This is a genomic window from Janthinobacterium saanense, from assembly GCF_014200675.1.
In the GTDB taxonomy this organism is placed as follows: domain Bacteria; phylum Pseudomonadota; class Gammaproteobacteria; order Burkholderiales; family Burkholderiaceae_D; genus Janthinobacterium.
Genome location: NZ_JACHCI010000025.1, coordinates 25,923 through 46,528, shown reverse-complemented (window position 1 = coordinate 46,528; position 20,606 = coordinate 25,923). Strand labels below are relative to the sequence as shown.

The following is a 20,606-nucleotide window of genomic DNA, read 5'->3' as shown; positions in this document are numbered from 1 at the left end:
CCTTTTGATAAGGAAATTTATGGCTACAATCGTTTATGACTGTCCGCATTGCGATGCAAAGATAATGAGCTTTGCAATCCAATCCGAATACATCAGGCCAGCAAATCCACAGCAGTTGATTGTTAGCGCCACATGTGGCGGCTGCAATATGCCGATTACAGTCTTGTTTCACAGTGCTGCAAGTCTGATCATGCTCGGCTATAAGACCGCTGATTACTCTGGAAACCTTATGGCAACAGGACATCAGGTTCGCGCTCATAAGGTATTTCCAGAAAGTACCTCGTCCGAAGCGCCTGCTGACATTCCTGATTCGGTTGCTCGCGTCTTTTCTCAAGCTGCTGCATCGCTTAAAGGGCAACATTTCGACGCTGCCTGCAGCATGTATCGCAAGGCTATGGAACTCGCCCTCAAGGCGTTTTCGCCAGATATCGAAGCCTGGAAAATTGAAAAGCGGATTGATCGATTGGCCAAAGAAAACAGAATCACTCCCGAAATTCAAGCCTGGGCACACGAGCTTAGACTTGACGGGAATGAAGCCGTACACAGCGATACGGTTGCAACCGTGGAAATGGCCAGCCAGATGCATGAGTTCTGTAAGTTCTTGCTCATATATCTCTACACTCTGCCTGCACAAGTTGAGGCGGCCAAACTGCGTCGAGAGGAAGGGCAATAAAGAATTGAACACGCTCAACCCCTCGTGCTGCTGGCCACTACCGGCGGCAAAATAGTTGCGCCATCCCCACTTGGACTTCGGATGTTGCTGCACGGCGCCCAGCATGTGCTGCAGCTTGGCGAAGTCGCCAGGCAGAATTACGGCGCGGACGGCGGCCAGCGCGCATGCGGCGCATTTGCCGTGCTGCGACAGTTGCTTGGCGGTGCTGGCCTTGCCGCAGGCGCAGAGCTTGCGGATCAACGAATAGGCGGGAGCGGCTTGGTTTGCAATATGTGCGCGATCATTTCTTGCCAAGTCGTACATCATGTTAGGATTCCTTTTTGATAAGGGGGAAAATATGGACGAACAAGCCTTGGCGGATGTGATCAGGAACTTCGAAACCAAATCATTCGAGGAGGCATCGCAATGGGCGGACCTCCAAGGGAATACAGACAATGCAATAGCATTTCGGCAATGGAATACTCGACGCCAGGTTGCCGCCATCGCAGCGCAGCGCGCGGAAGACTTGGCGCTTGCGGTCCGTAATACGGGTGCGGCCGAGGCTTCATCTGAAGCCAGCCAGTTGGCGGCAGATGCTGCTGTAAGGGCAGCGGAGGCAAGTGAGCGCGCAGCGGTCGCAGGGGAACGATCGGCAGCGGCGTCTGAGCGATCACTTCGGTTGGCGGTGATTTCGTTAGTTATTGCAGGGGCAGCACTCGCTATATCCGCATACCCATATGTAGTGAAGTAATTCACGCAACCCTCGCAATCTCGCGCTCATGCGCGAAGTTGGCCAGGATCAGCGCCTTGGCCATGGGCGGGCACACCGAATTACCGCACATGCGCACTTGGGCCGATTTCGTCAGTTTCAGTCCTTGGGCCGGGTCGTCGCCGATGATGTAATCGTCGGGGAAGCCCTGGGCCCGGAACAGCTCGCGCGGCTGCAGCATGCGCAGGCCGATATCCACGATCTGGTAATCCTGGCCGTGGATCGTCACCAGGCCGAAGCGGTCGCGGCTAGTTACCGTATTGAGCGGGTCCGCCAGGTCGTGCGTTTCGCTGGCGCCGTAATAAGCCAGCAGGAACGAGCGCACCTCGGCGTGATGCTGGCCGCCGGCGCTGACCGTGCCCAGCGGCTCGTCGGTACCGGCCGCCGTGCTTGTTCCGCGCAGCTTGATCATGTTGCTGGTGACCAGCGCCGACTTGCCGCCACCGCCGGCCGTGACCGTGCCAAGTGGCGCATCAGCGGCATGTCCAACGCTGGCGCCCATGTCGCGCTGGATATGAGCCGTGACGACGCCCAAGGCATGGGGCGCGCCGGCCGGGTTTTCCTTCGGCCCGGCCGTGATTGTCGGCAGCGGTGTGTTCATGTCGCTACCGGTGGCGCCAGTGCGGAATTTGGTGATGTGCGCCGACACCATGCTGAAATGCCCACCTTTGACCTGGGCGCAGATCGTGCGCAGTGGCTCGGCGGCCGACATCACGCGTTGATTGCTTGCGTTGGCATGCTCCGTCAAGAACGCCGTCACCAGGCTGTGGTGGTCGCATGCGGTGACCGTACCGATAGGATCGGTCAGGTCGGAACCCACGACGCCCGTGTAATGTTTGGCCAGGAACGCGGTGGCCACGGCCTTGTTGCCGCTGGCCGTGACGGTACCCAGTGGAGTGTCGACGTTATGCGCGCCTGTGCCCCAGCGCTTGACACCGCCAGGCGACACCTCGCCATGCGCAGCGTCGACCAGCAAGGCAGATACAAGCGCGTGCTTTGCTGCGGCGCCCACCACCGTGCCCAGTGGCTTCTCGATATCAAGCGCGCGCGGCGCCTGGCCGGCATGCACCAAATCAATCTGCTCTTCCTCTCCGCAGCGCGGGCACTCGGCAGGCGCCAGGCCGCCAGCGCCCGTGGCGTGTTGATCATTGAAGTTATCGCCGCACGCCTTGCAGTGGTACAGCGCCGGCCGCTCTCCATAGCCCACCTGTACCAGAGTGGCCACGCCCAGCGCTTTCTCGCCCCGGTGTGCACCGGTGATGGTGCGGAACGGTTCCCCGATGGATTCGGTGCGGTCGCCGCCCTGGTGCGTGACCGGGACGATTGTTGGCAGCACTACAGCACGGTGGTTTTCCGTCGTCAGCGTGCCGAATGGCTGATTTGCCGAGACCGGTTTGCCGCCGTAGATCGGGCCACCCTGGCCGACAATGAACGGATCGGCCGCGTCAACCACATAACGCATGATGCCCTTGGCGATGCGGCGCAGTGTGGCCGGTGCCAGCGGCTTGTCGCGCTCGAAGATCGACGGGCACGGCAAACTGAAGTCGATACACTCGGCCGCCGTGCGGTACGGCAGCAGCTTGCCGGCGCGCACGCCGATGCTATCCGGCGCGCCATGGGTCGGTTCTGGCCACTGGATGGCGATGCCGTCGCGGCGTGCCACCAGGAAGAAGCGCTTGCGGATGGTCGGCGTATTGTGGTCGCAGCCGCGCATTTCGCGGTATTCGACGGCATAGCCGTGCGCGCGCAGCTGGCGAATGAACGAATCGAACGTTTTGCCGCGCTTGGCCGGATCCGGCTTGGCGCTACCGTCGGCGGCGACCAGCAGCGGGCCCCAAGTTTTGAACTCCTCCACGTTTTCCAGCATGATCACGCGCGGCTTGCACTTGGCTGCCCAGCGCAGCGTCACCCAGGCCAGGCCGCGAATGCGCTTTTCGACCGGCTTGCCGCCCTTGGCCTTGCTAAAATGCTTACAATCTGGACTGAGCCAGACCAGACCCACCGGGCGGTTGCCCGTGACCTTGATCGGGTCGACGTCCCACACGCTTTCGCACAGGTGCGTGGTGTGCGGGTGGTTCGCCGCGTGCATGGCCAGCGCTTCGGGATCGTGGTTGATGGCGATATCGACCGGGCGGCCGAATGCCTGTTCAAGGCCGGTACTGGTGCCGCCGCCGCCGGCGAAGTTGTCGATGATCAGCTCGCTGCCCAGGTCGAGAGAAAGGGTGAAGTTGTCGCGCTTCATGGTTGCGCCTCCACAGGACGGAGGGTCACGCGCAGGCGCGCAAACAGCATGGCCATCACCAGGTCGCAGACGCGCTGGTCACGGGCGAGTTTGAGGGAGGGCATCATGGGCGCACCTCGTCATTGCTCGATGGTGCAGCAAAGATTGCGCACGGCGGGCTGGTAGTCAGAACTTCTGCTGGCGCAGCCGCTGCCTTCTTCGCCAGTTCGGCGGCGGCCTTCAGCACGTCGTATTTTTCAACACCCCAAGCCAGCGCGTAGCAGCACCAGAGGAAGCTGTGCGTGTATTCCGTGAAATCGTGTTCGAACAAATCATCGAACTGCCAGCCGCGCCGCTGCGCATCGGACGGGTCTGTGTGATGGAAATCGTAGGCCGCATATTGCGCACGGTCGCCGCCATCATCCAGCACGCCTATTACCTCATCTTCGACCGCTTCCCACAGTTCGCGTCGCCCCTCCTTGTCGAGCGAGTTGCTTGCCTTGGCGTCTCGCATCCACTGCACGCGATATTCATTGATGACCCGTTTGAATTTGTCTTCATCGAAGGCCTTTGGCTTGCCGCCGTGCCTGTTGCCGTCGACCGCGATCAGCTTCTCGGCCCAGTAGCCCAGGTTTATGCCCAGCTTCCGCCCGCGTGACTGGTTGTACGCCCGGTCGGTGCGGAAAAACTCGAACATGTCCGTCAGGCGCTTGAAGACGTAAGTGCCCATGTCGCCGGTGTAGCAGAGGTGGCCCGGCCAAGTGATCAGGTCGAAGAACATGTCGCTGCTGTCCGGCTTCTTGAATCGTATGTGGCGGTTCACGCCGTCGTCGCGGATCACGATCAGCTCATGGTGAGCAACATCGCGCAGGAAGCGCTCTTCAGTGAGGGTGCGACTCATGGGCGCACCTCCGCCGCCGGCGCACCAAACATCGCCTCAACCAGCCAATCACGGCCGTGTTGGCCGCGTGGCCAATTGTTGGTGCGGGTCCGGTACAGGTCGAATTCGGCCTGCTCGTCCAGGTCCGGCATGCCGTACAGCGCGCCGGAATGCTTAGAGGCAGCCTCGATCATGACCAGTTTGCCAGCGTCGACCAGGGCGGTCAGGCGCTTGCGGACGGATTCGCGGTGCATGCCCAGGTCTATAGAGAGATCAACGATGGTTGCGGCGCCAAAGCGCTTGACCGTGGATACAAGGTCGGCCGCGTGTTCGCTTTTGAGGTAGTCGCTGTTGATGTGATTGCGGATAGTGGTCGTCATGGCTGACCCCACGCAAATTCGCCATGCGCGTGCATTTGATGCTGCTCAGGCGCGGCCTGAGTGTTAGTAGCAGCATTGGTGGTGTACAATTGGCTCATAAATTCTTTCGGGATTTATAGCGTTTCAAGGAAGCCCGCCTGCCAGCGGGCTTTTTTTATTGCCCGGCCAGCAGCTCTTTGAGCATTGCTTCGTAGTGCTTTCGCGCACGGACGTGGCCGAAATCGATCTGCTGCATGCGCTCGGCCTGGTCGTCGTGCTGGGCCGAGGCGCCCTGCCCGTCCTGCGCCGGCGCGCTGCCTTCTTCGGAATGTGTCGCCCCGGTCAAGCCGCCACCTCAGCACGAGCAACACGCTTGAGCTCGCGGATCGACACGTCGAACACTTCGTGCATGCGGATCAACAGCGAGGCACCGATGGGCAGGCGGCCGTGGCGAATCTTGGAAATCACTGGCGGCGCCACTTCCAGCGCGCGGGCCAGGGCGGCGTCGTTCTTGAGGCTGTGCTGGAGCACCAGCGTATCGAGCAGGTCGTTGTTGCCCTGGGCATTGTTCAGCGAGGTGGAAGTCGTTGTTGCATTTGCTTGTGTCATGTCATAGTCCTAATTGATGGTGGATAAAGTGGCCGTTTCCGGCCATGTGATGCTGTAGCTGTTGGGTGCGGGTTCGTTATGGCGGCTCGCGCCGTGGCACCTCATATTTCCGCGCCACCTGGTCAGTGGCATCGCGCCACTTGTTCCGTGCCGCCTTATGCGCGGCTTTCGCCGCTTCCTCACCCTCCCCGTCCCTGGCTCCCTGCAGGTCTTTTTCCGCCTGCCGGTAGCTCAGGGAGCGCTGGAAGATGAGTTCCCTTTCCTCGGCTGTTGCCTCGGTTTGTTTATTCAATAGCTGCCTCCATGCCGTTAAACCCGCAGGCGAGTGATGCGCGGTACCAGGCCGAAACTTGGGCGCGATGCCGGAAACTGGGTCTTACTGTTTCCTGATTTGGGCCTAGCTCCGCTCGAAAACGGCGGGCTATCATTGCGCTTCGGTTTGGCATCCAGGTGGTTGCGGATGATTACGATGGTGCATTCGTTGAGCACGTCACTGACGGTCTTGCCCTGGGCGGCGCAGGCCTCTTGCAAGGCGTCCTTGTTGCTGTCCGTGATGTAGCTTTTGACGAGTGCGGTACGTTTTTGCTTGTGTTTCATGGTTATCTCCTGGTGGTCGGTGTTGCAGGGTTTGTGTTTGTGTTGCTGGTAGTGCTCAATGCTTGTCCATTTAGGTGTGGTAAATTAGATATTTCATATAAACAACTAAGGAATCGCTTTGGCCTTCAATGTTTTTGAAGCTCTTACTGCAATCTCGACTGCTGCCACAGGGCTATTGGTGTTTTTGCAGTACAAGACCCAGCGAGCCTTGAGTGCAGCTTATCTAGATGGAAGTATTAGCAGGACACGGAATGACGAACTGCTAGTTCGACTAAAAATTCATCCGGCGGAGCTGCCTGTGCAATTCATTGGAATTTCAGCCCGCAAAGCCGAGATCGCTAAATTCAAGTCCATCTATGAGCCAGGGGGCAAGGCGCAATTCTCGCTAGACGGAGGCTGGCTAGAATCCTTGCCAGGGCCGATCGACGTAGCACCATCACGCGTTTCCACTTCCCCCGTTGAGATTTGGTTTTTCATAAAGCCCCGGAGTACTGAAAGCTCAGCCCTCATTTCGCTCCATACCCGCGTCATGTGGATTCCTGTCCGGTACAAGATAAAGCTGCCGATCACGATCAATACATGACTGGCAAGTTGCATGAGTTCGAACTTGCTCATGACGAACCTCGCGGATCGATGCCAACAACGGAGTGCAGCGGGATGGTGTCGAGGATGTTGGTTGGGGATGGGGGTTGGCGGCCGGCGTGGCCAGGATCGCCCTCCGCCAGTTCGGGCCAGATCTTGTGCCAGTCATCCGGGCGCAAATCTTTGCGAGCAACTTGGCCGCCGGTCTGCTTTTCGATAGCAGGACAGTGCCGAATCGCTACCGGGCGGATTTGCTCAATCCATTGATGGAGTAAAGCGGCAGAGATATTGATCGCACGGGCAAAGTCCGCCTTCTTCACGCCCGTAGCAATGAGGTAATTTTTAAGGTCCATGGCGCAATAATAGCATTGCTAGTACGTAAGTCAATAGCAAAGCTCGTTGCGGCTTTAAATAGCATAGCTATACTTCGCTCATGAAAAAAGAACCGAAAGCACTGGAAGACTGGCAAGCAGCAGATGCGCAGCGCCTTAAGGCGCTGTTTGACGCGCGTCAACCGAAAATTTCCCAGGCGGATTTTGGTGATTTATATGCTATTGGCTCTCAAGGGATGGTGTGGCAGTACGTTGCTGGCCATCGCCCGCTGAACATCAAGGCAGCCACCGCCTTTGCGCGGGGCTTGAATGTGAACGTTGAGTTGATCAGCCCAACGATTGCAAAAGAAATTGCAGCTGCTGCCTCACACACGGGTCAGCCAGCCGAAGCCTTTGAGGCCGTTGGCTCAATTGGCTCGCAAGTTGTCGCTGACTACTCCAAGCCAGAGCCCGGCCCTTTGTCGCCCCCGACCGCTCACACGCAATGGATTCGCGATGATGAGGCGCGCCTCCTTGATCTGTACCGCACCACTGACGATGCTGGCCGCGAGAGGATCATGACGGTGGCCGAAGGTGAGCCGCGTTCAGCGCTTCGGGGCATTTCGATCGTTGACAACCAGTCTTAAAAGTCGCGCCCGGTCAGGGTGGCGTTTCGCGTCAATTTCCATCATTCGCAAGTTGGCCTCGCGCCTACGCTGATCCATTGCCTTGTAGGCCGCGATGACCCTCTCTATGTTTTCCATCCTAGAACGCCTCCTGGGCGTGCGGGCCGGTCGCGCATGAAAACAGGACGGCCGCACAAACTCTCAAATTAATCGGGCGCGGATTTGCAAATAACGCACACTTATCCGCCGAGCAACAAATAGCGTACCCGAGTTTCCAATTTTTCGAAATTGCCGAAATAGATAACTTGAATTATCGAGAACGTTAATTGGGCGTCACAATTACCGTCTATCCATTTCAATTCCGTGACGGTTGGTTAGAATCCTGCGCAAATAGGATTCATGATGCTGACACTCCGCGACCTCGAACTGATGCGACATATTGGGATGGAAACGAGCCTGGTTGCGGCAGGACGACGCGCGGGCATGGCAGCCCCATCAGCAACGAATCGACTGAATAGAATTGAGGAAATTGTCGGGGAATCCCTGGTTATTCGAAGTGGTCGCCGATTCGAACTTACGCCGGCCGGCAAGATCGTGGCCGCGTCCGCCACCCTCATCGCTGACGAGCTGCGCAGGATGAATGAGCTGTTGCAGGGGCGGCAGCGCCACGGCCGACAGACGCTTAGACTTGCATGCTCGGACACGGTTTTAATAGGCGAATTGCCAGCGGTGCTTGGGGAGTTCCTGGAGGCGCATCCCGCAATTGACGTGGCAGTAGTCAGCGGGGATTTCGATGCGGTCGCCGCCCTGGTAGCATCGGGAGAGGCCGATTTGGCGCTGTTTCCGCACCCGCCAGCTGGGCACGGCCTGCGCTCGATTCCCTACCGCCTGGAGCGGATTTGCTTAATTGTGCCGGATGGCCATGAGCTTGCGCGTCGACCTGGCGCAATAGCATTGGCCGACGCCCTGCCCTATGATTTTGTTTCGACTCACCACGATCTGCGCCTTACTAAATACATCGCGGATCACGCCCCCGAAAGCCTCCTGGTTCGCTCACGCGTCACCGTTGACACTCTGGCGGCCCAGGCTGAAATTATCGCACGGTCCAGGCTTGGAATTGGCGTGACCGTCGAATCAATTGCGAGGCAGGCAGCACGCACATATCCGGTGAAAATGATTCCGCTTGCCGACAAGTGGGCGCGCCTGGATTTCCATTTGCTCGCAAAAAATCTCGATAATTTGGGCGAGGTAGCATCGTTATTTGCTCAACACATAAAGTCACGAGTTGCGTGATTGTTGGATAGAATATTTTTGTTGTTTTTCATCAAATCCGCAATGGATCAGCCCGTCACTTGTGCAGCAAGCAACATATTTGATGCAATAATTTGCTACTTTTCATAGAATTAGCATTCTATATAATGCTGCGGCGCAACGGTCTGCGCCAACTAAACTGGGACGAGAATGAAAAAAATACTACCGCTCTTGCTGCTCGCTTGCGGGCTGCACGGATCCTCATGGGCCCAAGATGCATCGAACAAGGGAACAAAAAAATCAACACAACCAAAACAGGGAGCGGATTCGAAATCTTCACAGAAAAAGGTGAGTGATTTAGCGGCATTCTCCCAAGACCCATTTGATGCGAACGCCGAAACCCTCCCCATTGACTTTCGTGGACATAGTTGCATTGCGATCTCAGACAGGCTTAAGGCATTCAAATTAAAAAAAGATGAATTTGAATCCACAAAGGCTTACGCTGAGCGTGTCGAGCACGTCAAATCTGAGCCCATCTATGGCAACTTAAATGGCTCAAGCATAATAGCCATGTCGCCAGATAAGCCCTTGCTTATGCCTAACTACAATGCGGATACTGAAACAATGACGGTACGCATGTTGTCTCACGGCAGCAGAACAACCATGATTGGAGAGGGCTTCTTTTCCTCGGCCTTGATCAATAGCAGCCTATCAAGCACGCAGAAGTACATCGGGGAAAATGGGTATGGAAAGAAAGTTGAAATAACAAGCTCCGTTTATGATGCTTGCGGAATTACATTTGCGAATATTAAGTCCCAGGGCCCCTCGACTGGCATCCCTTCAGATTTCTCGTTTAAGATTTCACCCGATGATGCAAGACTAAACAAGGGCGCAATTCGCATTCTCTACATCGCGAAGCTAGAGTCCCCATTTCTTTCCAGATACGGCAACATGATAAAGCCGACAATGGATAACCCGATAGAATTGCTTTGGAATGGTGACTCCCTTGTGATGAAACTGTCGCAGGTTTGGCTGTATAGCTCCGTAACTGGCAAGGTTTTCTCAAAAGAGCTCTTGCAATAATCGCTCCAAGGCGGAGCCTCAACTGCAAGCAAAAATTGAAGCCCGCCCCACGCGGGCTTTTTAATTCGGATTTGCAATTATTGAATAGATTTCATGTTGTAAATTTGCATATAATTGATGCGCGCAACGGCACGCTCCTATGCCGCAACATCAATAACGATGACCAAGATTTTTGGCTTGCTCCTAGCGCTCAGTCTTACGATTCCCGCACTTGCTGCGGATGGCTTGCCTATCCTCCAACCAGACGAGGTGATAGCTAAATACGGCAAACCAGACTCAGTAAGATCAAGCGAGTATGAAAAGCCGCGACCTCCACTTGTAACCAAGATGCTTGAGTACAAAAAGGAGCATGTGCGCGTCACGCTGCTTGCAGGCGGAAAAGTCGGCAACCCACCGCCTTACAAATCCTGGCATTTAATAGGATATCAAGACCCGCGAGATAATAGCGTTATAACAAAAGAGGAGGCTGAAAAGCGACTTCTAGGGAGATTGAAAAAATAACAAGCCCGCCGCGGTGGGTGAAAAAAGAATCTGGGGTGATTCCCGGACTGCGGACCATCAATCCGCTTAAGGTGTTGACGTAGCAGCTCGGAGGACATGGATATGGCACTGAGCGGCGAGATCGGCAATGCCGAACTGCAATGGAGGCGGTGCCTACGTTGTAGCGCGCCATCGTAGCTGCAGCTACACCGGCTAGCGCCTGGCAAGGCGCGATATAAATGCCGACCCTAACCTGTTGGCAGGCCTGCCGGCATAAATGAGGCTCACGCCATGTTTAAGCTGACATGTAAAGCAATAAAGGTGGAAGTCAACCTATGGGCTGTTGCAGCAATTTTGCATCAGATTTTCAGTTGGCTTTCTTCCTAAGAGTGTGGGGTGGCGCAGGCCGTCCCATTTCTTAATCGACTTCTGGCGACGTATTTTCAGCCTTCTTTGCAGTTGCGAGGAGCAAGCTAATGGCCTGCGTCAATTCTTGCAGCGCCTTAATATCTCCCTTAATAACACCCCCCTGCCCGACAACTTTCAGTTGATATCTACCAGAGCTTCGCTTTGTAAGCTGAATCATATATTTCGGCGGCGCACTCATATTTTTCCTCGCCCAAGCGGGCTCGAATTATTTTCTACTTTTATTTCCCCTCTATGGGTACTCAAAAAGTCCCTTATCTTGCTCTTGAAGTTCGCTTTTGATCTTGCCTTCTAAGGTCAAAAGCCGGTCGCTTCAAAGTCCTACCAGGTGGCGGGAAAGACTCAGCCATCCTTAGCTGAGCCTTTACATATAGACCAGTACGACGTCTTTATGACTCGTCAGCCTCTTCGGTCTAGGGCGCTAACTTCGTCACCCTCGTGCGTCTCTCAGACCATCCTCACAGTACGCCTATCCCAACACCCCTGCCGGCGATTCCCGACGAGTGCTGCGGCCGCCTGAAATTTTGGCGACGGATGAATTTTAACAGATTTTACTAGCATCGCTATTGCATAATAAAAATAGCTTTGCTATTATTCATTCCATCGAACAGCAACCACCGGAGAAAACCATGTCCCCAGCAGAACTCGCAGCACTTGAAGCAGTCCTCATCGCCCACGGCGAAGTCATCCCGGTGGTTCGCATTGAAGTGCGCGGCTAATCACCATGAACGTCACTTCCAAAGTCCGCGCCCTGCTGCCGCTGCAACGCGCCAGCCACCGCGAAATCGTCAGCAAAGAAGGCGCCCTGGTTGTCGAGGTCATGTCAGCTGTCGGCGTCGGCGCGGCAAACGAGCTGGAAGCGTTGATCGTCGCGGCGGTGAATTCGCATGAAGCGTTGGTCGCGGCGCTGTCGGCCATGGTTGCTGCCGATGCTGCCGGCCGGGAAATCTCGGTTGATGAAATCAGCGCTGCCACCGAAGCGCTGGCATTGGTGAAAAAAGCATGAGTGCCCGTGACGCCATCCCTGCCCTGTTTGAGCCTGCGCCAGCCCGCGCCACGGTGCGCAAGTACGACGTGCGCATCAAGTTCGAGGATGGAACCTACGAAGGTAGCGCCTGGGCTGGAAGCGCAAGTCGTGCTCATGAGCTGGCACGGATCGATGCCCGCATGTTGGCCTGCTCTGGCACGTTTTATGGCCGCGAGCTGGGATGGACTGCGGAGCTGGCAAAGGTTTAGCGGTCGCCCGCGCCGTAGGCAAGGCGGGACAGGACTGGCAGCCCGATTAACTGCCCTGTGGGATCAGGATGCCCGCCTCCCTGCGCAGGTGACCCGGAAGGGCAAGCGCAGGAACCACATGGCTGCTGACTGCCGAGGAACCTAGACCACACAGGTAATGCTGGTGCAAGCGGGTGGGCGGATTGGTGGGGCAGTCGGCAGCCATGTGGTGAATGCGCAGGCTGATGCGCGGTGATGTTGAGGATGGAAATCGCAGTCCTGACAAAGGCCGATACAACAAGCACTCGGGGATAAGCCATCGCACCGAGTAAGCCGGAAGCAGTCAGCACCGGCCGCCACACGCGCTTCCTGGCGTACGCAGGATTGAAAACCCCGTTAGCTCAGTGGAGAGCGCCGAGGACACTAACTCGGAGGATGGCTTAGCGGCCGGGTTCGACTCCCAGCGGGGCACCAGATCATAAACAGGAGAGCGGAACCATGAATTGCGACTGCGTAAGAACAATCGAAAACAAACTGGCCAGCGCGCCATTCATCGTGGCCAAAGCTGGCAGCGATATCAAGGTCGAGTGCCAAGCCACCGGCATCGCCATGACGGATGACATGGGCATGCGCAGCACGATCAATATCCCGTTCCGTATTCGCGGTACCGGCAAGGGTTTTTCCAGCGCCAAGGGCAAGGAAATGCCGTGCGTCGCCAGCCACTGCCCCTTCTGCGGCCGCACGACTGGTCGCTATGTGGTCGGCGAAGACGCAGGCATCGCAGCGGCGCTCGCGCCAGCGGCTTAAACAACACCCAAAACAACCAGAGGAGCGGCCATGCGCCAAGTTCAAGTTTTCAAGTGGATTCAAGAAAGAAGTGGCGACGGCAAGCCGCAAAACGTCCGCATCCAGGATGGCATGGCTACATTCCATCAGTTCGGCGCCTCCTACGAAGAGTTCGAGAACGGCGCCGGCAATTACGCGGTCGCCATCATCGAGCGCGCCGACGGCAGTGTGCATCAGGTTGGCGCGGACATGATTCAGTTTCTCGCCCCGCCTGCGGCTGCGGCCCATATCGGCTCCAAGTGGGAGCGCGTCAATGAAAAGGATGCCAGCTTTTCACGCCTGCGCGTACCGACAGGCTGGCTGGTACGCGAAGTAAGCGACTGCGCCCACATCGGCAACGACAAAAACGAATACATCACCACCGGCTACGACTGGCGCGTGGCGTTGACCTTCGTTCCTGATCCTGATGGCGCATGGCTGGCAGCGCCGGGCGGTGCAGCATGAGCGCCGCCGTGAAATGCGCCCTCGGCGCAAAGCACAAGTGGGAATGGCTAAAGGACGTGACCAACATGACCGCGACCATTACCCGCGAAGGCGCCGTCCGCAAGCTGAGTCGTCGTGGCATCTATAAGTGCGCAAGCGGCGCTGAGCGCCAAGGCAGCGCAAGGAGCGGCCTGTGAGCTACATCATAACCATCCGCACCGCCAGCACGGCGTACAGCTACGCCGCTATCGGCAACCTGGCCGCGCTGATCGATGCCGCCTATGACGACGGCGCCCTGGGCGTCACGGCAATGGTGCAGCCATGATCGGCACCATGCAAAAGGCGCTGACCAAGGCGGGCATGGTTAAGCCACGCACCGGTCCGGTCACGCCGCAAAACCCATCGCGCAGCGCCACGGCACGCGTCAAGAACCCGCTGCCCGCGCCAATTGAGTGCCCATATTGCGGCGATACCGTCGAGCTCGTAAACAACAGCGAGATTTATGGCCGCCCATATGGCGAATGGCCTTGGGCCTACAGATGCGCAGACAGTGACTGCAACAGCTATGTCGGGCTGCACCCGCTCACCGGCATTCCACTGGGCACGCTCGCAAACACCGAGCTGCGCAAGGCGCGCAAGGATGCCAAAGCGGCATTCAATCCAATCTGGCAAAGCGGCGAAATGACCAGAAACGAAGCATATGCCTGGCTGGCCGACGCCCTGCGGATTGAAAACGCGGAGGAGTGTCATATCGGCTGGTTTGACTTGGTCATGTGTAGGCAAGTTACCCGCCAATGCTACCGCCGGCGTGTCGCCCAGCAGGTGAAGTCATGAAGCTCGCCACCCTGCTCCACCGCCTGCCGTCCGCCAGCCGCTACCACTGGGCGCGCTATCAGCACTGGATGAACAAGCTTCGTCTGTCCGGCGTGCGCCGCGAACTGGCCGGCCAGGACGAAATCCGCAAGGCACTGATCAGCGCAAAGATCGACGCAATGATCGAACTCGAAGCATCCGGCGAGCGCTTGCAGCAGTTGGGTCGCGCCCACCGGGAGGCGCAGTGGCCGTCGAAAGTCAAACCGTGATGGATGTGGCCGGCCAGGTCTTACGCAACTGGCATGCCGGCCACGCCATCGTTTACGCCGTCCGCCTGGCGCTGTTGAAAGCGGAAATTATAAAACTCACAAGGAAACAGACATGAACGAAGTAATCGAAATGCCGCGTCGCGAGAGCGCCGGACTGGTCGCCGCCGAGGTCCACCGCTATTCCCTGGTCGAGATTCGGGAACGCGTGAACCTGGTGCAGGAAGTCATGCGCGGCATCATGAAGAAGGATACTCATTACGGGACGATCCCTAGCACACCGAAGCCGACCCTCTACAAACCCGGCGCCGAAGTGCTGTGCGTGACGTTCCGTATCGCGCCGATCTATCGCATCCTCGATCTCAGCACCGACCTGGTGGCCCGCTTCCGCGTTACCTGTATCGGCCAGCATCAGGTGTCCGACATCATGCTGGGAGAAGGTGTGGGTGAATGCTCATCGGCCGAAGAGAAATACAAGTGGCGCGCTGCCGTTTGCGCTGAAGAATTCAACCTGACGCCTGAAATAATGCGGCGCCTGAAGTTCTACAAGAACGGCGGCAAGGCAACACAGGTACGAACTGAAGCCGCTGATCTGTCAAATACGGTCCTAAAAATGGCCTGCAAGCGCGCCATGATTGCGATGACATTGAACGTCACAGCAGCATCTGACATTTTTACGCAGGACATCGAAGACCTACCAGAAGAGCTGCGCAGCCAAGATGCGGGCGAGCCTGCGCTGTCAGCCCTGGCAATCGAATGGGTGGCAAAGGCAAATGCCGCACCAACTGCCGAAGACTTGGCTCTTGTATGGAAGGCCGGCGTCAAGGCCATAAATGAGGCAAAGGATGCTACGGCATCGAATGCATTCAAGACTGCCGTTACCGCACGAGGAGAGACACTTAAGGCGGCGCAGCCAGCGGCCAAGCCGGCGGCGCAACCACTCTCCGCTGCTGCAGCCGAAATTCTCGCAGACATGGAGGTAGTCGCCGATGATGGTGTCGAGGTCTTCGCCGCGAGCTGGGGCAGTTTATCGAAATCCACGCAGAACACGCTTGCTCCTCATTACGACGCATTGATGGCGCGCGCGCAGAAAGCTCGAGGGGCAGCATGAAATTCATCACATGCGCCCAAGGTACGGCCGAATGGCATCAGGCCCGCGCTGGCGTAATTACAGCCTCCTGCTACGCCGATGCTGTATCCAAGTTGTCTCGCGCGTCCGGAAAACGCAAGGCTGGCGATCCGTCCGTCGCATCCGATAAGTACGCTGCTGACCTGGCCATCGAGCGAATCAGCGGCAAACCCTATGGCGCACCAGTCAAAGCTTGGGTGCTCGATCGCGGCCACGAAATGGAGCGTCTGGCGCGCATGGCTTACGAGGCACGCACTGAGTGCATGGTCACTGAGGCGGGCCTGGTGCTGACCGACGACGGCTTATTTGGCTATTCAACGGACGGCTTTGTGGGCAATGACGGCCTGATCGAGATCAAGGCACCAGTGGACAGCGTCAAGATCGTCGAGATCCTGGAGACGGGCGATCTGAGTGAATACATGCACCAGATGCAAGGCGGCATGTGGATCACAGCCCGCAAGTGGTGCGATTTCATCATGTACGTGCCCGACTTAGCCAACGCCGGCAGTGACTTATACATCAAGCGCGTAATGCGCGACGACAACTTTATTGACGCAATGGTGCTGGACCTGGCCGCGTTTGCGCGCCGCGTATCGGACCGGGAAATTCTTTTCAAACTCAAGGAGGCAGCATGATCACCGAAACCACCCAGGCAGCACCAACCACCACTGCACTCTCATTACCGCAGCGCGCTGCCGTTGCGCTGGGCGCCGCCGACTACGAAACAAAAATCAAAGAGCAGGTTGCCGCCTCTACCGATATCACCGCCGTAATCGACCCAGCTGGGCGCGATCAGGCGCACCGCATAGCCATGAACCTGCTGAAGCTGCGCACCGGCATTAAAGCTGTGGCCGAGGCGGCCCGCAAGGATGCAACCGAATTTAGCAAGGCGGTCATCACCAAAGAGAAGGAACTGATTGCGCTGATTACCCCAGAGGAAGTCCGCGTTTTCGAGTTGCGCGATACCTACGATGCCAAAGTTGAGGCCGAAAAGCAGGCAGCGATTGCAAAGGAGCGCGAACGCATTGCAGCCATCCAGGCCGATATCTCCACGATTCATGACAGCCCACTGGATTTGGTCGGAAAGACCGCCGCAGAAATCCAGGTAGTCATTGAGTCCGTGGCAGCCATTGTGGTGAGCGAAGAGCGCTTTGCTGAATTTGAGCGCGATGCCACCAAGGTCGTCGCCGAGGTGAGCGTCAAGCTGGCCGGCCTACACGTCGCAGCGGTGGCAAGCGAAGAAGAGGCCGCCCGCATTGCCGCGGAGCGCGCAGAGCTGGCGCAGTTGCGCGAAGCTGCTGCCGAGCGTGCGCGGCTGGCACAAGTTGAGGCTGAGCGCATCGCCGCAGAACAGAAGGCAGAGGCCGAACGTCTGGCGGCACTCGCTGCCGAGCAGGAAGCTGCCGCTCTACGTGAGCGCGAGGCTGCCGCAGCCAAGCTGAAGCAAGAAGCCGAGGCTCAGGCTGAGAAAAACCGCCTCGCTCAGGCGGAAATCGACCGCCAACTCGCCGAGTTGGCTGCAGCAAAAGCAGCGGCGGATGCTGATCGCCTGGCTGCCGAGCAGGCGCGCATAGCTGAAGAGGCAAAGGCCGCAACCGAACGCCAGGCCGCCACCGATCAAGCAGAGCGCGACCGCGCAGCCGCACTGGCTGAGCAAGGCCGCCTGTCCGACCTCGCCAATCAGCAAGCTGCGCAGGCGCAGGCACGGGTATGTGAGGCCATCCCAGCCAAGCCATCGGCAGCCGGCGCGGCGGCAACCGACTTGTTCGCCGAAGCGGGCACGGCCAAGTCTTCCCGCCCATCCACGCCGCCGACGCTGCGCCTGGGCCAGATCGGCGACCGCTTGGGCTTTGCCGTCACCGCCGTTTTCTTGGAGTCGCTGGGCTTTGCTCCAGCAGGCGCGGACAGGGCCGCGAAGCTTTACCACGATTCGGATTTCCCCAGCATGTGCAGTGCCCTGCGCCGCCATATCGCCGACGTACAAGCCGCACACACCGTTTAAGCCAGTCAACCACCAGGAGATTTCCGTGAGCACCATCCCTCAAATCATCATGCACCAGGTCGAGTCCAGCCAGTTTGCGGCCATCGGCCATGCGCCAGAACTGGACCTGCTGGCCGTCCAGTTCCACCCGAAGAAATCCACGGGCGTGAGCGATATCTACCACTACCAGAATTTCAGCGCCGAACTGTTCGCCGAATTCCTGGGTGCTGAGTCGCAAGGCTCGTTTTTCATCCAGCGCATCAAGAAATGCGCCGACCAGTTCCCGTACTCGAAGGTCGACCAGGCTGCCTTCAGCTACGCCGCAGCGCCGCCGGCCTCCAAGCCGGCCAGCCTGGCCGAAGCTGCGCCAGTGCGGTCGTTGAGCAAGGAGCTGCTAGCCGGCCTGCTGACGGGCCGCGAATACGGCAAGGAAATGCTGAAGGAAGAGGAAATGCAAGCCAAGGCAGCCGGCCTGATTGTGATCTTCGGCGCCAGCGACGACCTGATGGAATTCCGTGGCTTGGTGGACGACGAGCGCGGCGCACCGACCATTGCACTGATCGACGACAAGGGCTTGCTGCCGTTCCGCGAGGATATCGAGCACGACGACGAAGCGCTCAAGGAGTATTTCGCCCGGGCGCAGCAGGTGCGCGCCGTGGATGCCCTCTGGGCCAAGGAAGACGGCTACAGCTGGACCTACCGCACCGACGTGCCGCACGCCACCTTCGAAATCGTGGAAGACGGCGAGCCTTACTGCCGCGGCATCGTGATCGACGTGGCCGACCTGGGCGGTGCAGCGTGACCACGCGCGCCGAACGCCAGGCACAGGCGACCGCCAAGCTACAGGCCGTATGCGACAAGTTTAACGCGGCGCACCAGGTCGGTGCCGCCGTCAGTGTTGAGCTGGACAGCGGCGAGGTCCGCGAGACGGTTACCACCAGCGAGGCGCAGGTGCTCAGCGGCCACAGCGCGGTGATCTGGCTCGATGGCATCAGCGGCTGCTATGACCTGGAGCGCGTGACGGCTTTGAAGGCGGCAAAAGCATGAGCGCCACCTCCCCCGAAGAGCAATTCCTTCGCGACGTCGCCGAACACACGATGACCGTGATCCGCGATGACGGCGTGAACCGCCACATACGATTCAAGAAGCCGGACAGCAGCGAAATGTTCTTCGATCTGATCACTTGGCCGGGCCACCTCTGCTACACCGGCGACATGGGCACTTACGTGTTCCAGCGCCTGACGGACATGTTCGAGTTTTTCCGCACCGACCGGGCGTACAACCAGTCACGTGGGCGGAAGCTGGGCATAAACCTGGGTTACTGGACCGAGAAGTTGATCGCGGTCGACGGCAACCGGCATGGCGGCAAGCCAAAGGCCTTCGATGAAGACAAGTTCAAACGGGTCATCAATGAATATCGCGTGCAGTGGGTGCGAGACGCCAAGGCAAGCAACTCGCTCGACAAGGAAGGGCGACGCGAACTGTGGGAAGCGGTCGAAGATGGGGTAATAGGCGTGCTGGATGATGGCGGCGACCGTGCACAATATGCGGCCTACGATTTCCATCACACCGACCCGTCCGACGCGCAGCGGCGCGGCTGGCAGTTCGATGATTTGTTCGAACGCGATTTCACGGAATACACGCACAGCATTATCTGGTGCTGCTATGCGCTGGCCTGGGGAATCGAGAAGTACGACGCGGCGCAGCGGCTGGCGGCCGAGGCGGTGCCAGCATGACGGCGCGCCGCGCGGCGGGAGTGCCGCCATGACGAAACAGACCTACTTCCTCGTACACGACGAGGCACGGCGCCGGGCGGTCGAATTTGCCAAGACCGCGCCGGTCGGCTGGATGGTGGTCTTTTCCGAGCCGAAGAAGAAGCGCGCCCAGGAAGAAAAGTACCACGCCATGATCGGCGAGATCGCCAAGCAGGTGGAGCACATTGGGCGCAAGTGGGATGCGGACGATATGAAGCGGCTGCTGGTGGACGAGTTTGCCGACGAAATGCGCCTGGCCGGCGCGCCGCTGCACCACGACGGGCGCGTGACGCCCAGCTTCGACGGGCGCCGGATCGTGCAGCTGGGCGTCCAGACCAGTGACTTCTACGTGAAGGAAGCCGCGCAGTTCATTGAATTTTTGTATGCCTTCGGTGCCGCGCGCGGCGTCGTATTCTCAGAATAAGGAAGCGCCATGTTTTTCAAAAACCTCCAGATTTACCGCATTCCCGCCCGTTGGGCCATGACAGCCGCCGTGCTCGAGCAGGCGCTGGCGCCGCAGCAGTTCACGCCTGCCACCAGCATGGACCTGGTGCGCCAGGGCTGGGCCGCACCACGCGGCGCCGGCGCGCCGCTGGTGCACGCCGTAGGCGGCCAGTTCCTGCTGCAGCTGAAAACCGAGAAGAAGCTGCTGCCGTCGACCGTGGTCAACCAAGTGGCCGCCGCCCGCGCGCTGGAAATGGAAGAAGCCCAGGGCTTCGCGCCCGGCAAGAAGGCCATGAAGGAATTGAAGGAGCGCGTCACCGACGAACTGCTGCCGCGCGCCTTCGCCATTCTCAGCACCACGGCCGTGTGGATCGATCCGGTGAATGGCTGGCTGGTGGTGGACGCGGCCAGCCCGGCCAAGGCCGATGAAGTGATCAAGCTGCTGCTGAAATCCGTCGACAAGCTGCCGCTGGAAAGCCTACGCGTCATGCGCTCGCCGGTGGGCGCGATGACGGAATGGCTGCAAGCCGATGAATCCCCTTCCGGCTTCACGGTCGACCAGGACGCCATCATGCGCGCCACCGGCGAGAGCAAGGCCCAAGTGGCATACAAGCGCCACACACTCGAAGCGGACGATATCCGCCGCCATATCGCGGCCGGCAAGCAGTGCACGCGCCTGGCCATGACCTGGAGCGACAAGATCAGCTTCGTGCTGGACGAGAGCCTGGCCATCAAGAGCGTCAAGGCGCTCGACATACTGCGGGAATGCGCGATTGGCGAAGCGGCCGACGAGCGCTTCGACAGCGACTTCACCTTGATGACCGGCGAGCTGGCCAAGATGCTGTCCGACCTGGTCGAGGCGCTGGGTGGTGAGGCTGATGTTGAAAAG

General features: G+C 58.5%; 31 protein-coding genes and 1 pseudogene. 23 read left to right on the top strand and 9 right to left on the bottom strand.

The genetic code is table 11. The annotated features are described in order from the left end of the window. The first annotated feature begins 19 nt into the window (after window positions 1-19). Window positions 20-673, top strand: a complete 654-nt coding sequence (locus HDE72_RS24535; RefSeq protein WP_260176901.1) for a DUF4145 domain-containing protein — start codon at window positions 20-22, stop codon at window positions 671-673. 337 nt (window positions 674-1,010) lie between these two features. Next, window positions 1,011-1,403 (top strand): hypothetical protein, encoded by a 393-nt coding sequence (locus HDE72_RS24530; protein ID WP_183747306.1) that lies wholly within the window; start codon window positions 1,011-1,013, stop codon window positions 1,401-1,403. Window position 1,404: 1 nt separating this feature from the next. Here HDE72_RS24530 and HDE72_RS24525 read toward each other — a convergent pair whose 3' ends face one another. The 7 genes from HDE72_RS24525 to HDE72_RS24495 all read right to left on the bottom strand — a co-directional run bounded on the left by HDE72_RS24525 (window position 1,405) and on the right by HDE72_RS24495 (window position 6,087). After that, complete coding sequence (locus tag HDE72_RS24525) at window positions 1,405-3,663, bottom strand: DNA cytosine methyltransferase (RefSeq protein WP_183747303.1); 2,259 nt, start codon at window positions 3,661-3,663, stop codon at window positions 1,405-1,407. Window positions 3,664-3,766: 103 nt separating this feature from the next. Next, complete coding sequence (locus tag HDE72_RS24520; RefSeq protein ID WP_183747300.1) at window positions 3,767-4,543, bottom strand: hypothetical protein; 777 nt, start codon at window positions 4,541-4,543, stop codon at window positions 3,767-3,769. Then, the gene (locus HDE72_RS24515) at window positions 4,540-4,902 is read right to left on the bottom strand and encodes a helix-turn-helix domain-containing protein (protein WP_183747298.1); all 363 of its coding nucleotides are present in this window, start codon (window positions 4,900-4,902) and stop codon (window positions 4,540-4,542) included. The genes HDE72_RS24520 and HDE72_RS24515 overlap by 4 nt, the downstream gene beginning before the upstream one ends. A 154-nt stretch (window positions 4,903-5,056) precedes the next feature. Then, complete coding sequence (locus tag HDE72_RS24510) at window positions 5,057-5,227, bottom strand: hypothetical protein (RefSeq protein WP_183747295.1); 171 nt, start codon at window positions 5,225-5,227, stop codon at window positions 5,057-5,059. Then, window positions 5,224-5,490, bottom strand: a complete 267-nt coding sequence (locus HDE72_RS24505) for a helix-turn-helix domain-containing protein (RefSeq protein ID WP_183747292.1) — start codon at window positions 5,488-5,490, stop codon at window positions 5,224-5,226. Before HDE72_RS24505 ends, HDE72_RS24510 begins: the two co-directional genes overlap by 4 nt. Before the next feature lie 76 nt (window positions 5,491-5,566). Further along, window positions 5,567-5,782, bottom strand: coding sequence for a hypothetical protein (locus HDE72_RS24500; RefSeq protein ID WP_183747289.1), 216 nt, complete (start codon window positions 5,780-5,782; stop codon window positions 5,567-5,569). 17 nt (window positions 5,783-5,799) lie between these two features. After that, complete coding sequence (locus HDE72_RS24495; protein WP_183747286.1) at window positions 5,800-6,087, bottom strand: hypothetical protein; 288 nt, start codon at window positions 6,085-6,087, stop codon at window positions 5,800-5,802. Window positions 6,088-6,205: 118 nt separating this feature from the next. On the opposite strand from HDE72_RS24495, the gene HDE72_RS24490 reads away from it, so the two are divergent. Continuing rightward, complete coding sequence (locus HDE72_RS24490) at window positions 6,206-6,670, top strand: hypothetical protein (RefSeq protein ID WP_183747283.1); 465 nt, start codon at window positions 6,206-6,208, stop codon at window positions 6,668-6,670. A gap of 28 nt (window positions 6,671-6,698) precedes the next feature. Here the strand turns inward: HDE72_RS24490 and HDE72_RS24485 are convergent, their stop codons facing one another. Next, window positions 6,699-7,022, bottom strand: a complete 324-nt coding sequence (locus tag HDE72_RS24485; protein ID WP_183747280.1) for a transcriptional regulator — start codon at window positions 7,020-7,022, stop codon at window positions 6,699-6,701. Between the two features lie 80 nt (window positions 7,023-7,102). On the opposite strand from HDE72_RS24485, the gene HDE72_RS24480 reads away from it, so the two are divergent. The 4 genes from HDE72_RS24480 (at window position 7,103) to HDE72_RS24465 (ending at window position 10,441) form a co-directional block, all read left to right on the top strand. Next, window positions 7,103-7,627, top strand: a complete 525-nt coding sequence (locus HDE72_RS24480) for a helix-turn-helix transcriptional regulator (RefSeq protein WP_183747277.1) — start codon at window positions 7,103-7,105, stop codon at window positions 7,625-7,627. 378 nt (window positions 7,628-8,005) lie between these two features. Beyond that, entirely contained in the window at window positions 8,006-8,899 is an 894-nt protein-coding gene (locus tag HDE72_RS24475) for a LysR substrate-binding domain-containing protein (RefSeq protein ID WP_183747276.1), read from the top strand. 168 nt (window positions 8,900-9,067) lie between these two features. Further along, entirely contained in the window at window positions 9,068-9,940 is an 873-nt protein-coding gene (locus HDE72_RS24470) for a hypothetical protein (RefSeq protein ID WP_183747273.1), read from the top strand. A 159-nt stretch (window positions 9,941-10,099) separates the two neighbouring features. Then, window positions 10,100-10,441 carry a hypothetical protein gene (locus HDE72_RS24465; RefSeq protein WP_183747270.1) on the top strand — a complete coding sequence of 114 codons (342 nt, stop codon included), beginning with the start codon at window positions 10,100-10,102 and terminating at the stop codon, window positions 10,439-10,441. A 397-nt stretch (window positions 10,442-10,838) separates the two neighbouring features. Here the strand turns inward: HDE72_RS24465 and HDE72_RS24460 are convergent, their stop codons facing one another. Beyond that, window positions 10,839-11,027 carry a hypothetical protein gene (locus HDE72_RS24460; RefSeq protein ID WP_183747267.1) on the bottom strand — a complete coding sequence of 63 codons (189 nt, stop codon included), beginning with the start codon at window positions 11,025-11,027 and terminating at the stop codon, window positions 10,839-10,841. Window positions 11,028-11,570: 543 nt separating this feature from the next. Between HDE72_RS24460 and HDE72_RS24455 the strand changes: the two genes are divergently transcribed. The 16 genes and pseudogenes from HDE72_RS24455 to HDE72_RS24380 form a co-directional block, all read left to right on the top strand. Next, complete coding sequence (locus tag HDE72_RS24455; protein ID WP_183747264.1) at window positions 11,571-11,852, top strand: hypothetical protein; 282 nt, start codon at window positions 11,571-11,573, stop codon at window positions 11,850-11,852. Continuing rightward, the gene (locus HDE72_RS24450) at window positions 11,849-12,082 is read left to right on the top strand and encodes a hypothetical protein (RefSeq protein ID WP_183747261.1); all 234 of its coding nucleotides are present in this window, start codon (window positions 11,849-11,851) and stop codon (window positions 12,080-12,082) included. Before HDE72_RS24455 ends, HDE72_RS24450 begins: the two co-directional genes overlap by 4 nt. Window positions 12,083-12,559: 477 nt before the next feature. Next, window positions 12,560-12,868 (top strand): hypothetical protein, encoded by a 309-nt coding sequence (locus tag HDE72_RS24445; protein ID WP_183747258.1) that lies wholly within the window; start codon window positions 12,560-12,562, stop codon window positions 12,866-12,868. A gap of 30 nt (window positions 12,869-12,898) precedes the next feature. Then, window positions 12,899-13,351, top strand: a complete 453-nt coding sequence (locus HDE72_RS24440; protein ID WP_183747256.1) for a hypothetical protein — start codon at window positions 12,899-12,901, stop codon at window positions 13,349-13,351. Beyond that, window positions 13,348-13,527 carry a hypothetical protein gene (locus HDE72_RS24435; protein ID WP_183747253.1) on the top strand — a complete coding sequence of 60 codons (180 nt, stop codon included), beginning with the start codon at window positions 13,348-13,350 and terminating at the stop codon, window positions 13,525-13,527. Before HDE72_RS24440 ends, HDE72_RS24435 begins: the two co-directional genes overlap by 4 nt. Then, window positions 13,524-13,655: a hypothetical protein gene (locus tag HDE72_RS27890; RefSeq protein WP_260176900.1), complete on the top strand. Its 132-nt coding sequence runs from the start codon at window positions 13,524-13,526 to the stop codon at window positions 13,653-13,655. The genes HDE72_RS24435 and HDE72_RS27890 overlap by 4 nt, the downstream gene beginning before the upstream one ends. Then, the gene (locus HDE72_RS24430) at window positions 13,652-14,164 is read left to right on the top strand and encodes a DUF3268 family zinc-finger domain-containing protein (RefSeq protein ID WP_260176899.1); all 513 of its coding nucleotides are present in this window, start codon (window positions 13,652-13,654) and stop codon (window positions 14,162-14,164) included. Before HDE72_RS27890 ends, HDE72_RS24430 begins: the two co-directional genes overlap by 4 nt. Further along, window positions 14,161-14,412, top strand: coding sequence for a hypothetical protein (locus HDE72_RS24425; protein WP_183747250.1), 252 nt, complete (start codon window positions 14,161-14,163; stop codon window positions 14,410-14,412). The genes HDE72_RS24430 and HDE72_RS24425 overlap by 4 nt, the downstream gene beginning before the upstream one ends. Before the next feature lie 112 nt (window positions 14,413-14,524). Then, complete coding sequence (locus HDE72_RS24420; RefSeq protein WP_221291391.1) at window positions 14,525-15,520, top strand: hypothetical protein; 996 nt, start codon at window positions 14,525-14,527, stop codon at window positions 15,518-15,520. Then, entirely contained in the window at window positions 15,517-16,173 is a 657-nt protein-coding gene (locus HDE72_RS24415) for a lambda exonuclease family protein (RefSeq protein WP_183747247.1), read from the top strand. Before HDE72_RS24420 ends, HDE72_RS24415 begins: the two co-directional genes overlap by 4 nt. Continuing rightward, complete coding sequence (locus HDE72_RS24410; protein ID WP_183747244.1) at window positions 16,170-17,540, top strand: coiled-coil domain-containing protein; 1,371 nt, start codon at window positions 16,170-16,172, stop codon at window positions 17,538-17,540. The genes HDE72_RS24415 and HDE72_RS24410 overlap by 4 nt, the downstream gene beginning before the upstream one ends. 25 nt (window positions 17,541-17,565) lie before the next feature. Next, entirely contained in the window at window positions 17,566-18,321 is a 756-nt protein-coding gene (locus HDE72_RS27600; RefSeq protein ID WP_311735285.1) for a KTSC domain-containing protein, read from the top strand. Continuing rightward, entirely contained in the window at window positions 18,318-18,566 is a 249-nt protein-coding gene (locus HDE72_RS24395; protein ID WP_183747241.1) for a hypothetical protein, read from the top strand. Before HDE72_RS27600 ends, HDE72_RS24395 begins: the two co-directional genes overlap by 4 nt. Next, window positions 18,563-19,255 carry a hypothetical protein gene (locus HDE72_RS24390; protein ID WP_183747238.1) on the top strand — a complete coding sequence of 231 codons (693 nt, stop codon included), beginning with the start codon at window positions 18,563-18,565 and terminating at the stop codon, window positions 19,253-19,255. The genes HDE72_RS24395 and HDE72_RS24390 overlap by 4 nt, the downstream gene beginning before the upstream one ends. Window positions 19,256-19,283: 28 nt before the next feature. Next, entirely contained in the window at window positions 19,284-19,697 is a 414-nt protein-coding gene (locus HDE72_RS24385) for a recombination protein NinB (RefSeq protein WP_183747235.1), read from the top strand. 9 nt (window positions 19,698-19,706) lie between these two features. Beyond that, window positions 19,707-20,603 (top strand): annotated as a pseudogene (locus tag HDE72_RS24380) (recombination-associated protein RdgC); the annotation flags it as partial. Between the last annotated feature and the right edge of the window lie 3 nt (window positions 20,604-20,606).